The sequence below is a fragment of the Pseudomonas flexibilis genome (genome assembly GCF_000802425.1).
GTDB classification, from domain to species: domain Bacteria; phylum Pseudomonadota; class Gammaproteobacteria; order Pseudomonadales; family Pseudomonadaceae; genus Serpens; species Serpens flexibilis.
Map to the genome: position 1 here is coordinate 232308 of NZ_JRUD01000003.1, position 14770 is coordinate 247077.

The window sequence follows — 14770 nt, forward strand, 5'->3', positions numbered from 1 at the left end:
TCCAAAACCAATCCTGCGGGACGCCGTGCTACGGGGCGGGTCAGGCCTGGGAAAGGGGACGCTGACGGGCGATGCTGGCGGCGCTTTGACCGAGGCGATTGTACAGCCCTGCGGCGTCGTTTTTGCCACGCACCACCATCAGCAGTCCTTCGACATTGGTCTGGCCGTTCTGGATCAACCGGCCGTTGCGCTGATTGAGCCCCTGGCAGCTGTCCAGCAGCTCGGCGAGTTGCGTGGCGGCCTCCAGCAACGCTTCGCCGTCGGAGGAGCGGGCGGCCAGCGTTTCCAGGCCGGCGCGATCGGCGCTCAGGCCGCTGGCGCGCAGCAGGTCGCTGCGCTGGTGACGCTGCCGGTCCAGCTCGTCGAGCAGGCGGGTCTTATCACCCAGCAGGCTTTCCAGCACGGCCAGTTCGCAATGACAGAGTGCGTGATGCTCGCTTTCCAGCAGTTCGAGCAGGCGTTGCGCCTGCTCGATATCCGCACGGAAGCTGTTCAGAAGTTGGGCGACGGGCATGAGCACCTCAGGAAGACGTGGCGTCCGCTACTCCCGGTGAGGCGTGTCAGCGTTGCGATTCGAAGGCGAGCAGCTTGCCGGCCAGGCGCTGGCTGTCCACCTGGTAGCTGCCGTCGGCGATGGACTGGCGCAGGCGTTCGACTCGCGCGGCGTCGACTTCGGGCTGTTCGCGCAGCTGATCGGTGATCTGCTGCAAATGCTGGACTTCCGCGCTGAAACGCACGGATTCGCCGCTCTCGGCCGCAGGCGCGACGCTGGCGGTTTCGCTGATCGGGGCAGTGGGCTGCGCAGGGTTGCTGCGGGTAATGCCGGCCGGCGCGGAGGCGCTGTTCGGCCGCTGAAAATCGATAACCATGATGTGCTACCTCGAACGGAGCAGTGGACGCTTGCCACTAGTTTCGGCCGTTCGCGTCAGAACTTTAACGCCTGTTGTCGGCTTTTTGCGTTTCGGCTCACAGTTTCTGACGGTGAGCGCGTCGCGTGTGAGACTAGAGGTCCACGACCACCTGTCCCGGCCCGCTGATGCGCGCCTTGATGATGCGCTGCGAGCTCAGGTTGCGGACCCGCACCTGCTCGCCGATGGCGCCTTCCTGGAGGGCTTCGCCGGGCATGCGCACGGACAGCGACGCGCCGCCGGCACTGATTACCACATGATCGCCCTTGCGTACCACCGGCGCGCGTTCCAGATGGTTGGGGGTGAGCACCTGATCGATGCTCACCGGGCGGGTCAGCTTGCTGCCCAGGGCCTGCTCGGGCTCGGTCAGGTAGCCCTGGGTGAGGGTGCCCACGTCGCGCTCGCGCCAGTCGATGTCCTGGGCCTCGAGGATGGCGCCGCGCGCCAGCGGACGCTGGGCAACCACCACCTGGCGGAACAGGCGCACCTGCGCCGGCACGAACAGGCTCCAGGTCGAACTGCCCTGGCAGCCAACGCGCACGGTGACCCGGCCCACCGGCTGGGCCGGGCTTTCCAGGCTGGCCACCAGCGGCTGATCGCAGGCCGGCATGCGCAAGCGCGAGTCGAGGCGGTTGACCTGGATCTCGTAGCGTCCGCCGATACTGGCCCGTTGCAAATAGTTCGCTACCTGTTCCTCAAGAAATGCCTCGGTGGCGCCGATAAGGTGCTCAGGTAAGGTTTGCGCCGCCGCGCCGGCGACGGCGGGGATTTGCAGGGCGGCCGTGGTCGCCAGGGCAAGGCCCAGGCCACGCAGGCGTCGGAAAACTGTCGTTATCAGGATCATGTTCGCGAAGTAGCAAGGGACGTGCCGGCGCTTTGTCGGCGTGGCTTGCGACAGGCGCGCCGGGCCGGGCGACGTCCCGGCGTTCAGGTCCCATTTTCAAGAAGGAGTCCGGCATGGCCGGTGTACTGGATTCGGTAAACCAACGGACTCAGCTGGTCGGACAGAATCGTCTGGAACTGTTGCTGTTCCGGCTGGACGGTTCGCAGCTGTATGGCATCAACGTTTTCAAGGTCAAGGAAATCCTGCCCTGCCCGCGCCTGAGCAACATGCCCAAGTCGAGCAGCGTGGTGTGCGGCGTGGCCAACATTCGTGGCGGCACCATCCCGATCCTGGACATGGCCCTGGCCACCGGGCGGCGCCCGCTGGCCGACCGCCAGAACAGTTTCGTGATCATTGCCGAGTACAACACCCGCGTGCTGGGTTTCCTGGTGCGTTCGGTGGAGCGCATCGTCAACCTCTACTGGGACGAGATCCATCAGCCGCCCAAGGGCACCGGCCGCGAGCACTACCTGACCGCGGTGACCCGCGTAGACAACGTGCTGGTGGAGATCATCGACGTCGAGAAGATCCTCGCCGAGACGGTGCCCAGTCGCACGCAGATCGAGCAGCCGGTGTCCGCCGATATCCAGGCCCGCGCGCTCAGCAAGCACGTGCTGGTGGTGGATGACTCTTCGGTGGCGCGCAAGCAGATCCTGCGCTGCCTGGAGGGCGTCGGCGTGGAGGTCACCGCCCTGTGCGACGGGCGCCAGGCCCTGCAGTTCCTGCAGAAGATGGCCGACGAAGGACGCCGTCCGGAAGACGAGCTGCTGATGGTCATCTCCGATATCGAAATGCCGGAAATGGACGGGTACACTCTGACCGCCGAGATTCGCCAGGACCCGCGCATGCAGGGCTTGCACGTGCTGCTGCACACCTCGCTTTCCGGCGTGTTCAACCAGGCCATGGTGCAGAAGGTGGGGGCGGACGATTTTCTCTCCAAGTTCCGTCCCGACGAGCTGGCCGACCGGGTGATCGCCCGAATCGAAGCACGAGACTGATGGCCGTTCGTTCAGGCTCGGCGTACTTATTTATGGTTAAGGCGGGTTAGGTGTCTTCAGGTAATTTGGATTTCGAGCTGTTCCGGGATTTCCTGGAAAAGACCAGCGGCATTCAATTGGGCAGCAACAAGCAGTATCTGGTGTCCAGTCGCCTCAACCGGTTGATGGAGCAGCGCGGCATCAAGACGCTCACCGAGCTGGTGCAGCGCATCCAGGCACAGCCGCGTGGCGGACTTCGCGAGGAAGTGGTGGACGCGATGACCACCAACGAAACGTTGTGGTTCCGCGATGGCTACCCCTTCGAGGTGCTCAAGAGCCGCGTGCTGCCGGAGCTGCTCAAGGCCTCGCCCACGCTGCGCCCGCGCATCTGGTCGGCGGCCTGTTCCTCGGGCCAGGAACCCTACTCGCTGTCGATGACCATCGACGAATTCGAGCGGGCCAACCCGGGCATGTTGCGCATGGGCGCGCAGATCGTCGCCACCGAGCTTTCCGGGGCGATGCTGGCTGCCTGTCGGGCAGGTGTCTACGATGGCCTGGCCATGGCGCGCGGCCTGTCGCCGGAGCGTCGCGAGCGCTATTTCGACCAGGTGGCGCCGGGCCAGTGGTCGATCAAGCCCGCCGTGCGCAACCGGGTCGAGTTGCGTGCGCTGAACCTGCTGGACAGCTATGCCGCGTTGGGCAAGTTCGACATCGTGTTCTGTCGCAACGTGCTGATCTACTTCTCCGCCGACATCAAGCGCGACATCCTCACCCGTATCCATGCCACCCTCAAGCCGGGCGGCTACCTGTTCCTCGGGGCTTCCGAGGCGCTCAACGGGCTGTCCGACCTGTACCAGATGGTGCAGTGCAACCCGGGCATCATCTACAAGGCGCGCTAGACGCCTTGCCAAGCGGCGGCGCGCTTCCGTAAGGTGCGCGCCTCGTCATTGCACAGTGATATCCATGCCTACTCGTCATCTCTGGGCCGCCGCTGGTCTTCTGCTTTCCAGCCTGCTGTGGGCGGGCAACGCCCTGATCGGCCGTGCAATCGCCGGGGAAATCCCGCCGCTGACCCTGTCGTTCTGGCGCTGGCTGGTGGCGCTATGCATCCTGCTGCCGTTCGTGGCCGGCACGTTGTGGCAGCACCGTGCGACCCTGCGCCAGGCGGGCTGGCGCCTGCCGGTGATCGCCGCGCTGGGCATCGGGGCCTACAACTCGCTGCTCTACACGGCGGCCAAGAGCACCACGGCGATCAACATCACGCTGCTCAATACCTGCATCCCGCTGGCCACCTTCCTGTTCGCCGGGCTGCTGCTCAAGGAATGGCCCAAGCGCCGTGCCTGGCTGGGCATGGGCATCGCCGTGGCCGGACTGCTGGTGCTGATCAGCCAGGCCAGTCTGGCCAATCTGCTGGGCCTGTCCTTCAACCCCGGTGACCTGGTGATGATCCTCGCGGTGCTGGCCTGGGCGCTGTACACCGTGCTGCTGCGCCTGTGGGCACCCTGGCTGCCGCTGCCGCCGCTGGCCCTGCTGGGTGCGTTCGTGTTGATCGGCGTGCCGGTGATCCTGCCGTTCTATCTGCTGGAATTCAGCCAGCTGGGCGGTTTCGAGCTGAACGGGCGCACGCTGGGCGCCATCCTCTACACCGCCATCCCGGCCTCGCTGATCGCCTACCTCACCTGGAACCAGGGGGTGAAGATCCTCGGTGCTGCCAAGGCCTCGCTGGCGCTGTACACGATGCCGGTGTTCGCTGCGGTGCTGGCCTACCTGCTGCTGGGTGAAACCTTGCAGGGATTCCACTGGGTCGGTGGGGCGCTGATCTTCGGTGGCCTGCTGTTCGCGACCCGTCCGGGGCGCTGAGCCCAGGGTTCGGGCTCTTGACTTCAGTCAGCGCGGCTCGACGTATCGTTATATACGCTGGTATATAGCGATTACTTCTCCGGAGAGTCCGTATGCGCCTTTTCCTGAAACAGCTGATGGCCGGCATCCTGCTGGCCGGCCTCGGCGGTCTCGTGCAAGCCGCCGAGCTGACCGTCTCTGCCGCCTCCAGCCTGACCAACGCCTTCCGGGAGATTGCCCGCGACTACCAGGCCGCCCATACGGACGTGAAGGTGCAGCTGAACTTCGGCGGCTCCGGGGCGCTGCTGCAGCAGATCGCCAAGGGCGCGCCGGTCGACCTGTTCGCCTCCGCCGACCAGGAAACCATGGACCGGGCCGAGCGGCAGGGGCTGATCGCCAGCGACACGCGCCAGGACTTCGCCCGCAATGCCCTGGTGCTGATCGTGCCGCACGACAGTGTGCTGCCGCTGACGCGCCTGGCCGACCTCACCCGGCCGGGCATCGAGCGCATCGCCATCGGCAACCCGGCCAGCGTGCCGGTCGGCCGCTACAGCCGCCAGGCGCTGGAGTCCGAACAGCTGTGGGAGGTGCTGCAGTCCCGGCTGATCAACACCCAGAACGTGCGCCAGGCGCTGGACTATGTGGCGCGCGGTGAAGTGCAGGCCGGTTTCGTGTACGCCACCGACGCTGCGGTGATGCCGGACACGGTGCGGGTGGCCTTCGCGGTGCCGCTGGCGGCAACCATCAGCTACCCCATTGCCGTGACGCGCGATGCCGCCCAGGCGGACGAGGCGCGTCGCTTCCTCGCCTACCTGCGCTCGCCGGCCGGCCAGGCGCTGCTGGCCCGCCACGGTTTCCAGGTGCCCTGACATGGACGCGATCTGGGCCGCCCTGGCGCTGTCGCTGAAAGTTGCCGGCTGGGCCACCGCCATCAGCCTGGTGCTGGGCGTGGCCGTTGGCTATCTGCTGGCGCGCGGGCGCTTTCCCGGTCGCGACCTGTTGGACACCCTGCTGACCCTGCCGATGGTCATGCCGCCCACCGTGCTCGGCTACTACCTGCTGGTGTTGCTGGGGCGACGCAGTACCTTCGGCGCCTGGCTGCACGACAGCTTCGGCATCAACCTGATCTTCACCTGGCAGGGCGCGGTGATCGCCGCCGCAGTGGTGGCCTTTCCGCTGGTGTTCAAGCCGGCGCGCGCCGCCTTCGAGGCGGTGGACGGCCAACTGGAGCAGGCCGCGCGCGTGCTTGGCGTGCGCGAGCTGGGGGTGTTCTTCCGTGTCACCCTGCCGCTGGCCTGGCGCGGCATCATGGCCGGCGTGCTGCTGGCCTTCGCCCGCGCGCTGGGCGAGTTCGGCGCCACGCTGATGGTCGCCGGCAGCATTCCCGGCAAGACCCAGACACTGTCCATCGCCGTGTATGAGGCCGTGCAGGCCGGCCAGGACGACACCGCCAACCTGCTGGTGCTGATCACCTCGGCGCTGTGCATCGGCGTGCTGCTGCTTGCCGGTCGCCTGGCCCCCGGACGCATCGCCAATCGCTGAGGAATCGCCCGTGCAGCTCGATCTCGATTACCGCAAGACCCTGCGCGCCGGCGCACGCCGCTTCGACCTTGCGGTCGGCCTGCGCAGCGACAGCCAGCGGCTGGTGATTCTCGGCCCCTCCGGCTCGGGCAAGAGCCTGCTGCTCAAGGCCATCGCCGGGCTGATGCGTCCCGATCAGGGCCACATCCGCCTGGGTGGCGCCACGCTGTTCGACCAGGCCGCGCGCATCGACCTGCCACCGCAGCGCCGCGAGGTGGCCTACCTGTTCCAGGACTACGCGCTGTTCCCGCACCTCAACGTGCGCCAGAACATCGCCTTCGGTCTGCGGCGCGGACTGCTCAACCCGCGCCCGCGCAACCGAGAGCCGGCCGTCGAGCACTGGCTGGATGCTTTCCAGTTGCGCGCGGTGGCCGAGCAACTGCCGGCGCAGCTGTCCGGCGGACAGCGCCAGCGCACCGCGCTGGCCCGCGCGCTGGTCGCCGAACCCCGGGCGCTGCTGCTGGACGAGCCCTTTTCCGCCCTCGACCCGTTGCTGCGCGCGCACATGCGCCGCGAGCTGGACGAGCTGCAACGGCGCCTGCGGGTGCCGATGCTGCTGATCACCCACGACCCGGAGGACGCCGAGGTGTTCGGCGACCAGGTGCTGTATCTGCGCGAGGGGTTGATCGAACAGGCCGGGACGCATTCCGCGGCCGGCTATGCCGCTCAGTACAGGGAGCAGCCATGACGGGGAACGACAAGAGCCTTGAGCTGCATGGCTCGCTCTGGCTGACCGTGGGCGGCGAGCGCTTCGGGGGCGAACAGCGCATCGCGCTGTTGGCCAGCATCGCCGAGTGCGGCTCGATTTCCCAGGCGGCCAAGGCCATCGGCATGAGCTACAAGGCGGCCTGGGACGCCATAGACAGCATGAACAACCTGGCCGGCGAAGCGCTGGTCGAGCGCCTGGCCGGCGGCAAGGGAGGCGGTGGCACACGCCTGACGTCCCGCGGCGCGCAACTGGTGGCGAACTTCCGGGCCATCGAGGAGGAACATCGACGCTTCGTCGAACAACTCGGCCGCCAGGCCGACGATTATTTGCTGCTGCGGAGAATCAGCATGAAGACCAGTGCGCGCAACCAGTTCCTCGGCACCGTCACCCGGGTGCAGATCGGCGCGGTCAATGACGAAGTCGAGCTGGCCATCGCCGGAGACCAGCGGCTGGTGGCCATCGTGACCCGCGAAAGCTGCGAGTCCCTCGGCCTGCGGCCGGGCGTGCAGGTCTACGCGCTGGTGAAATCCTCGTCGGTGATCCTGCTGGCTGACGACGAGCCGGTGCGCGTCTCGGCGCGCAACCAGTTGAGCGGCACGGTGGTCCGGGTGCTGCCCGGGGCGGTGAATGCTGAGGTGGTGCTGGAGCTGCCTGGCGGCGCGCACCTGGCGGCGGTGGTCACCCAGGCCAGCTGCGACGCCCTGCAGCTGGCTCCGGGGCGTCGGGTGATGGCTATCTTCAAGGCGTCCAGTGTGATCCTGGCGCTGCCGGCCTGAGGTGCTTCAGCGGCCGGGTGCCCATTTCCCGCCCCAGACATTGCAGCCTTGGGGCAGGGTATCGAGGTCGTCGGTCGTGCGCGCGTAGTAGTAGGCGTCCCGGCCGCTTTTCATGAAGTTCTTGCAGATGCCCTGCGCCGGCAGCTCGCATTGCGCCATGTAAGTCACGGTTCCCGGGTTGCCACCCAGCGCGGCGGAGGTCTTTGCCAGCTCGCTGCAGGAGCGACGGAACGCGGTTTCGTCCGTTTCCGTTCGTCCGGCCTGCATGCAGTCCTTGGAGTAGAGGGTTTGACCCAGCAGATTGAAGTTGCCTTCGATCATGCAGGCCCGCTGCGTGAATCCTTCGTTGGCCAGGGCTGCGCTGCTCAGGAGGGCGGACAGGCAGGAAATGAGCGCGGCTCTTTTCATGGTGCGTACTCGTGGACTGGATATGGCGTCGCACTCTAGAGCAGTTGCCTGCGTACGCCTGAGACGCGGTCGGGCTTTCTGCTCCGCCACGGCTGAAACGCTGATTTGACGAGAGACCCCATGACGTACCGGATCGATTCATTGCCCGCGCTGCAATTCCCGCTCCTCGACAAGTTCTACCGGGCGCAGCGCAGCCACATGCGCGTTGCCCGGGCGGAGGGCGCCTGGGTCGCCCGCGAGCAGGAAATCATCGCCGGCGTCTGCCTGACGCCGGTTGCCGCCGGCCATTGGCTGACCAGTCTGCTGGTCGCCCCGCAGGCCCGGCAGCGCGGCGTGGCAGCCGCGCTATTGGCTCGGGTGCGGGCCGACACGGCGGGGCCGATCTGGCTGTTCTGCCATCCTGAACTGGAGGGTTTCTATCGGGGTCGGGGGTATCAGGCGTGTACGGCACTGCCCGAGGATCTGGCGAAGCGGCTGGAGCGCTACGGAAGAACCAAGTCGCTGCTGGCCATGGTGAATGACGGCGAGGCGTCGAGCCGTGTTGCGAGCTGAACGGAACGCGTCACGGAAGGGGCGGCACTTCGGCACGCTCAAGCCATCGCTCCGGGCAGCACAGGTGAACCCTGCACGCCATTTGCCCTCCACTGGATACGGCTGCTCGACCCTCGGGAGAAAGGTGCTCAGGCAAGCGATTCATGCAGTCGGAGGGCAAACGCGATGCGGCTTTCTCTCGGCTCCGGAGGACTGACATGCTCAAGTTCCTGACAAGCGCCATCGGCATCATCTTCCTGATCGGCCTGATCGTGGTGATCGGCATCCTGATGCTCATCTTCTGAACCGGTATCGGGTTTGCCAGGGGACGGCAGCCAAGGAGGCTGGGAGAGGCGGGTGGATCGTGCCGGCAGCTGCAGCCGGAAGACAAAAACAAGAAAGCCCGCGTTGAGCGGGCTTCTTGAATATGGTGGCTACACCGGGACTTGAACCTGGGACATCAGCATTATGAATGCTGCGCTCTAACCAACTGAGCTATGTAGCCGGAATGGCGCGCATTATTCCTATCGGGCGGAAGCCTGTCAACACCTTTCCCTAAAAAAATCTCGTTGCTTTCAAGTGCTTAGCGAGCGCGCGCGTGAGCGCCCGCAGGCCGGCGTGTGGCTGACGCCACCGGCCATTACTTTGATACCATTGCGCGCCGGCCTTCGCTCAACGCTCTGGGTTGCGAATCGCCAGAGGTGGCAAAGGGATGGCCTGTCAGTGGTATATTTCGCGCGTTTTTTTCTCAGCGGGCCGGATCATGGATCTATTGGAAGTACATCATCTTGCGCGCAGCACCCATCAGGGAGCGAAGCTTCATGCCCAACTGGAAGGGCGGTTGTTCAGGGTCAGCGCCGGCGTCGTCACTCTGCACACCGACCAGGGCATGTGGGTGGTGCCGCCGGGCTACATGGCCTGGGTGCCGCCCATGCAGCTGCACCTGCCGGTCAGCCATGGCGACATGCGCGGGCTGCGGCTGAACTTCGCGGAAGCCTGGAGCCGTGGGCAGATGCCGGCGCAGCCCCGGGTGATTCGCCAGAGCCAGCTGCTGGTGTCGCTGCTGGACGAGATGCCTCTGGATCCGAGCCTGAACACCATCTATCTGCAGGTCTTCGCCGACGCCTTCGCCCGCAAGCCGGCGCAGGACCTGTTCCTGCCGGTTCCACAGGATGAGCGGCTGCGCCAGATCACCCAGGGGTTGTTCGACAAGCCGGACAGCGATGCCGATCTGGATGACTGGGTCGAGATCATCGGCATGCCGCGCCGGACGCTGACCCGTCGCTTCCAGAAGGAAACCGGCCTGAGCTTCGCCCAATGGCGCCAGCAACTGCGACTGATGCTGGCCATGGAGCAGTTGGCCGCCGGCGAACCGGTTGCCGAGGTTGCTCCCCGTGTCGGCTATCAGAGCGTCAGCGCCTTCATTCAGGTGTTCCGCCGTGCCCTGGGCGAAACGCCCAAGAGCATGTTTGCAGCATGATGCGACAGACTGCCGGATAGCCAAGCCGGCAGGTTGCCATTTCTCCTTCTCCATCTAGGCTTACGGCGCTCTATCCTGCCGGTTCCAAGAGAACCGGCGGGGTAGCGGCTGCCCGGCATTCCCTTTCTTTCTCTGCCGGGCACCTCAGTCAGCATGTGTAAGGAGACCATCATGACTGCTGTCTTTCGCAACATTGACGAACTGCTGGCCGCCGAGGGCCGGGAACTGGGCCATACCGAGTGGCTGGAGATGACCCAGGAGCGGGTCAACCTGTTCGCCGAAGCCACCGGGGATCACCAGTGGATCCATGTCGACCCCGAGCGCGCCGCCAGAACGCCGTTCGGAGGCTGCATCGCCCACGGCTACCTCACGCTGTCGCTGGCCAGCCTGTTCATCAATCAGCTGATGCGGGTGGAAAACCTGGCCATGGGCGTCAACTACGGCTGTGACAAGGTGCGCTTCCCGGCGCCGGTGAAGGTGGGCAGTCGGGTGCGCGGCCAAGCCGTGGTGCAGAAGGCCGAACGCATCGGCGACGCCGTGCAACTGGCGGTGCGCGTGACCGTGGAAGTCGAGGGGCAGGATAAGCCCGGCTGCGTGGCCGACACCCTGGCGCGTTTCGTCTTCATGCCGGCCCGCTGACCCGCGCCAGCAGCCGCAGCAGATCGTCACAGCGCCTGGCCACCTGCTGGCGATCTTCCTCGTCGTTCAGGCACTCGCCGGCGCGTCGGGCAACGCGCCGCCCATGTCTGGCGAGGCAGTCCCGCTGTTGCGGGCTGCGCAGGGCTGGGGCCACCACGGCGAGGGTATCCAGCAGTTTCAGGCTCACCGCCACACTCGAACAGCCGTATTCCCGGATCGGGTCGAATGCCGCATCGGCCAGGGCACAAAAGGTGAGCGGCGGGGCAATCAGCCGCAGCGTTCCGTCGCTGTCCAGCCGCTGTGGCGCTGGTGGCTGCCGGCCGGCGACCTGCACCAGGCCGATCCCCAGCCGATCCAGGCAGGCCATGGCGGTAAACGGGTCGTTGATGCCCGGCGACAGGGCGCGCACCGCGATTTCCACCAGTTGATTGACCACGAACAGCAGGTCCTGCCCGGCGGTACGCTGATTGCCCAGCACGAACGCGGCATTGACCGCATCGGTCAGTGACGCCGCGTCAGCGCTGGGTGGTTGAGCCCACAGCAGCGGCTGTCCCGTGATCAGGTGCTCGCCGGGGCGACAGGCGAGGCGCAGGACCAGGTCGTGCTGGCGGGCCAGCGCCAGCAGCGCCTCCAGGTCAATGAACTGCAGGTAGCCCGAGTGCTGCGCCGGCACCGGCACGCCGTTCTCCGCCGCGGGTTCTGCCGATTTAGGGGCGGGAGTGCCGGCGGGTTCGGGAAACAGCTGCTCGATACCGGCGCAGAGCTCATGGCTGAGGCGAGCGATGATTTCGTTGGCCTGGATGGCGACCGAGACGTGGTGAATGAAGTAGATCAGCACGCCCAGGCTGAAAACCGCCAGCAGCACACCGAGGGTGACGGACAGGTGCGGTACGAAGGCCTCCGCCCCCTCGGCGTGGCGGATGGTGCGCAGCACCAGCAGGCAGTACAGGAACGTGGCCACGAAGATGCCCAACACCAGTTGGTAGGTGGTGTCGCGCATGAAGTTGCGCAGCAGGCGCGGGCCGAACTGGGACGAGGCGAGGGACAGGGTCACCAGGGTCATGGAAAAGACGATGCCGACGATGGTGATCATCGAGCCGGCGATGGTGCCCAGCACCGTGCTGGCGCCCTCGGCGCCGCCGGTGAACAGCCAGCCGTCGACACGCAGGGCGCGCAGGGTGTCGCCACGGTCCAGAGCGGTGGTGGCGAGTGCCAGCCCGACCGCAGCGCAGGCCATGAGAATGGGCAGGAACCAGAAGCTGGAGCGCATCCGGTTCCAGTAACTGAACAGCTGTGCTTTCACTCCGGAGACCGTACTCTGAGCATCCACTGCATCGGAGTGTGCAAGCGCGACGGTGTTCCGCAGGGGGACGACCCGGCAGCCTGGAATTTCCCCTTGCGCTGCGATCAAAGGAAAGTCTGTAGGAACCTACACGAGGAGAGCGAGATGGAAACGCAGGAACTGCATCGCGGGCGGTTGATCGACCATATCCAACTGGTGGTGAGGGACCTGCCCGCCAGCCAGGTGTTCTACCAGGCCGTCTGCGCCGCCCTGGAGATTCCCATGGGAGGGGTGGGGGAGGGCTACTTCTGGATCGACGAGCTGTTCGTCTCGACGGCCGACAGCCCGGCGGCGCTGGGGCAACTGACTGGGCGCCATCACCTGGCCTTCCAGGCGAAGAGTCCGACCATGGTCGATGCCTTCCACAAGGCCGCCCTGGCCAGCGGTGGCACCGACAACGGGGCGCCCGGCGAGCGCGAGTACCACCCGGGTTACTACGCCGCCTTCGTCCTTGACCCCGACGGCAACAACATCGAAGCCGTGTACCACGGGCCGGCGCAGCGCAGCGCGGAGTCGGTGCTGATCTCGTTCTGAAGAAGGTGGCCGCCCTCACTCCACCCGGCACTAGGCAGAGGACGCCGGGTGGACAGGGCAGTACGCCATCCGTTCGCCTCAGTCAACGCAATGGGGCTGTTGTCCAACCTGCTTATTCCACCGTGCAGACCGCTCTGGCCTGGTGGCGCGAGCTCGCCGACAATGCCGCTACCCTCTCATCCTTGCAGGCATGCAATGCACAACCGATATGGAAAACTCGCCTCCTGGGTTTACAACCTGGACAAGCCGGTAGGTCGGTCATTCGGTGACCTGGAGTTTTATCGCCATCGCCTCGAACAATGCGATGGCCCTATTCTGGAGCCTGCCGTCGGCAACGGGCGCATTTACGTCCCCTTGCTGGAAGCTGGCTTCCCAATCGAGGGCTTCGATGCTTCCAGTGAGATGCTCGGTTATTGCGATGCAGCGTGCCGCAAGCGAGATCTACCGGCTGCGTTGACCCGGCAGACATTTGAGAACTTCTCCTACGACAAGCGCTTTGGCGCCATCATCATCCCGGCAGGGTCGTTTCAATTGCTTACCGAAAGCGCTTCAGCCACTTCTGTGCTGGAGCGATTGCATTATCACCTCGCACCCAGCGGTCGTTTGATCATCGATCTTGACCCGATATGCAGCTTTCTCGAACCCTCAGCAGCCTCTACATCTGTTCGGACGTGGGTGACTGAAGAAGGCGATCTGCTGACGTTGACCGATCAGCGGGTTGAGACTCGCTATCTCGCCCAGACGACCCTTTCCCACCTTCGCTACGAGCACTGGCGTGATGGCCGCTTGCTACGAACTGAGCTCGATCTGTTCAAGCTGCGCTGGTGGGGCGTTGAGGAGTTCGCTCTTGCGCTGCGTGCTGCGGGCTTTGTGGATATTGAGATTTCGGGCAACTACCAGCACGGCCAGGGACCGCTTGAGGGCCAGACGATAATCAGCTTCGAGGCGAGGCGCGCGACGTTTTGAGGTTGCCACGATGGTCATGACCGTCATCTTGTCTCGGCCTCTGTAACCAGCGACTTTCTTGCGGCTGTTTCATGGGGGGGGCTTGCACCGTTTTCAGTGTGTCAAAGTCCTCCGCCGAAACGATATTGCCAAACAATGCCTACGGCATCGTATTGACTGCCCGTACGGGTAAAAGCGCCATTACTGGCGAACAGTTTCAGCGAATGGTTCCGACTCAACGGCAGCGTGAGCGTGCCACCGTAGCGTGTATTTTCCTGAAAGTCGCGGTTGCTGGCCCCGTCGATTGAGGTACTTCCACCCGCGAAATAGGTCATGTCCAGTGCTGCCCAAATACCATTGCTGAAGGAATAGATAATATGACCTTGGACTTGATAAATAGGGTCCTGAGAAACCGTGCGATTTCCGAGGAAATCATCATTGTCGGTGAAAAAAGTTCCTGCGCCAGACAATTCCAGTGTTAATGCGCCCAGACGCTTGGAAATCCCCAGCTCGGGTTTGAATGACCAGCGATTGTTGCCGAGGTTTATGAGCCTGTCCGAATCGTATTGGCCCAGCGGCGCCGTGATCGCCAGGCTGGCGCCAATAATCAAATCCTGTTGATACCGGGCGAACTCATTCAGGGGCAGAGCTGGGGCGCCATATAGGTTAACCGAGAAGCGAAACCTTGGATCGATAAGTCCCGTGACATAGCGCTCTACGGGCTCGCCGTCAAAAAGAGCAGTGCCCTGCAGTTTTGCCTGGGGGACAACAATATCGAACTTTCCGGAGCGACCCCACACGTCCAGGGATCTGGCATAGGCAAACACGATTGTGTCGATATCGATCTTGCCATCTTCGAGCGGTACCGAAGGGTTGGCGGTCACGCTGCCCTCAGTCTTGCTGTAACCCATGAGCAGGAAATTAATCCCGACAGGTGTATTGGCGTAAGACCTGGGCTCGAGATCTTCTGCTTCTGCTCCGTAGGCGACTAACATGAGCGACGCGCATAGTAGATATCTCATCCGCTTGCTTCCTACGCCCTGAGATTTTCCTCAGCGTTGTTTTTGAATGTAGAGCATCTCTATGCGCCTGGCCGCTACCACCACAGCAGCCGGTAGCATGACTGCTCCTGACGGCAGGCTCGGCTTTCTGCCACCTGCCTATTTTGCAGGTGCATAAGAAAAAACCCCTTGCAGCCAATGACTGCAAGGGGTTCGG

At 64.6% G+C, this 14770-nt stretch carries 19 protein-coding genes and 1 tRNA gene; 13 read left to right on the forward strand and 7 right to left on the reverse strand.

Annotated features, from left to right (window positions below; genetic code table 11):
- Positions 1-40 precede the first annotated feature (40 nt).
- The 3 genes from SF06_RS03795 to flgA form a co-directional block, all read right to left on the reverse strand.
- A complete protein-coding gene (locus SF06_RS03795) occupies positions 41-514 on the reverse strand; it encodes a flagella synthesis protein FlgN (RefSeq protein WP_027591189.1) in 474 nt (157 codons plus the stop codon).
- Positions 515-560: 46 nt separating this feature from the next.
- Positions 561-869, reverse strand: a complete 309-nt coding sequence (flgM, locus tag SF06_RS03800) for a flagellar biosynthesis anti-sigma factor FlgM (protein ID WP_027591190.1) — start codon at positions 867-869, stop codon at positions 561-563.
- Positions 870-1002: 133 nt separating this feature from the next.
- A complete protein-coding gene (gene flgA, locus SF06_RS03805; protein WP_027591191.1) occupies positions 1003-1752 on the reverse strand; it encodes a flagellar basal body P-ring formation chaperone FlgA in 750 nt (249 codons plus the stop codon).
- A 113-nt stretch (positions 1753-1865) separates the two neighbouring features.
- Here flgA and SF06_RS03810 point away from each other — a divergent pair, with 113 nt between their 5' ends.
- The 7 genes from SF06_RS03810 to SF06_RS03840 all read left to right on the forward strand — a co-directional run bounded on the left by SF06_RS03810 (position 1866) and on the right by SF06_RS03840 (position 7673).
- Positions 1866-2789 (forward strand): chemotaxis protein CheV, encoded by a 924-nt coding sequence (locus SF06_RS03810; protein ID WP_027591192.1) that lies wholly within the window; start codon positions 1866-1868, stop codon positions 2787-2789.
- A 50-nt stretch (positions 2790-2839) separates the two neighbouring features.
- Positions 2840-3667 carry a CheR family methyltransferase gene (locus SF06_RS03815; protein WP_027591193.1) on the forward strand — a complete coding sequence of 276 codons (828 nt, stop codon included), beginning with the start codon at positions 2840-2842 and terminating at the stop codon, positions 3665-3667.
- Positions 3668-3731: 64 nt separating this feature from the next.
- Entirely contained in the window at positions 3732-4628 is an 897-nt protein-coding gene (locus tag SF06_RS03820; protein ID WP_027591194.1) for a DMT family transporter, read from the forward strand.
- Positions 4629-4720: 92 nt separating this feature from the next.
- Entirely contained in the window at positions 4721-5476 is a 756-nt protein-coding gene (gene modA / locus SF06_RS03825) for a molybdate ABC transporter substrate-binding protein (protein WP_027591195.1), read from the forward strand.
- Between the two features lies 1 nt (position 5477).
- A complete protein-coding gene (gene modB / locus SF06_RS03830; RefSeq protein WP_027591196.1) occupies positions 5478-6149 on the forward strand; it encodes a molybdate ABC transporter permease subunit in 672 nt (223 codons plus the stop codon).
- A 10-nt stretch (positions 6150-6159) separates the two neighbouring features.
- Positions 6160-6876: an ABC transporter ATP-binding protein gene (locus SF06_RS03835; RefSeq protein WP_039560038.1), complete on the forward strand. Its 717-nt coding sequence runs from the start codon at positions 6160-6162 to the stop codon at positions 6874-6876.
- Positions 6873-7673 (forward strand): TOBE domain-containing protein, encoded by an 801-nt coding sequence (locus SF06_RS03840; RefSeq protein WP_039560040.1) that lies wholly within the window; start codon positions 6873-6875, stop codon positions 7671-7673. The genes SF06_RS03835 and SF06_RS03840 overlap by 4 nt, the downstream gene beginning before the upstream one ends.
- Positions 7674-7679: 6 nt before the next feature.
- On the opposite strand, the gene SF06_RS03845 is transcribed toward SF06_RS03840, so the two are convergent.
- A complete protein-coding gene (locus tag SF06_RS03845; protein ID WP_052199701.1) occupies positions 7680-8081 on the reverse strand; it encodes a hypothetical protein in 402 nt (133 codons plus the stop codon).
- 120 nt (positions 8082-8201) lie between these two features.
- On the opposite strand from SF06_RS03845, the gene SF06_RS03850 reads away from it, so the two are divergent.
- Positions 8202-8633, forward strand: a complete 432-nt coding sequence (locus SF06_RS03850) for a GNAT family N-acetyltransferase (protein ID WP_051587486.1) — start codon at positions 8202-8204, stop codon at positions 8631-8633.
- Positions 8634-8776: 143 nt separating this feature from the next.
- Complete coding sequence (locus SF06_RS18250; RefSeq protein ID WP_155956152.1) at positions 8777-8917, forward strand: small membrane protein YohP; 141 nt, start codon at positions 8777-8779, stop codon at positions 8915-8917.
- A 123-nt stretch (positions 8918-9040) separates the two neighbouring features.
- Here SF06_RS18250 and SF06_RS03855 read toward each other — a convergent pair.
- Positions 9041-9117, reverse strand: a tRNA-Met gene (locus SF06_RS03855).
- Positions 9118-9453: 336 nt separating this feature from the next.
- Here SF06_RS03855 and SF06_RS03860 point away from each other — a divergent pair.
- Positions 9454-10092: an AraC family transcriptional regulator gene (locus SF06_RS03860; RefSeq protein WP_051587487.1), complete on the forward strand. Its 639-nt coding sequence runs from the start codon at positions 9454-9456 to the stop codon at positions 10090-10092.
- Positions 10093-10263: 171 nt separating this feature from the next.
- Positions 10264-10731, forward strand: a complete 468-nt coding sequence (locus SF06_RS03865; protein ID WP_027591200.1) for a MaoC family dehydratase — start codon at positions 10264-10266, stop codon at positions 10729-10731.
- On the opposite strand, the gene SF06_RS03870 is transcribed toward SF06_RS03865, so the two are convergent.
- Positions 10715-12034: a DUF2254 domain-containing protein gene (locus tag SF06_RS03870; RefSeq protein ID WP_039560041.1), complete on the reverse strand. Its 1320-nt coding sequence runs from the start codon at positions 12032-12034 to the stop codon at positions 10715-10717. The genes SF06_RS03865 and SF06_RS03870 overlap by 17 nt on opposite strands.
- Positions 12035-12178: 144 nt before the next feature.
- Between SF06_RS03870 and SF06_RS03875 the strand changes: the two genes are divergently transcribed.
- Entirely contained in the window at positions 12179-12607 is a 429-nt protein-coding gene (locus tag SF06_RS03875; RefSeq protein ID WP_039560042.1) for a VOC family protein, read from the forward strand.
- Between the two features lie 195 nt (positions 12608-12802).
- Positions 12803-13573, forward strand: coding sequence for a methyltransferase domain-containing protein (locus SF06_RS03880; protein WP_039560044.1), 771 nt, complete (start codon positions 12803-12805; stop codon positions 13571-13573).
- A 101-nt stretch (positions 13574-13674) separates the two neighbouring features.
- Here the strand turns inward: SF06_RS03880 and SF06_RS03885 are convergent, their stop codons facing one another.
- The gene (locus SF06_RS03885) at positions 13675-14547 is read right to left on the reverse strand and encodes a transporter (RefSeq protein ID WP_234702652.1); all 873 of its coding nucleotides are present in this window, start codon (positions 14545-14547) and stop codon (positions 13675-13677) included.
- Positions 14548-14770 lie beyond the last annotated feature (223 nt).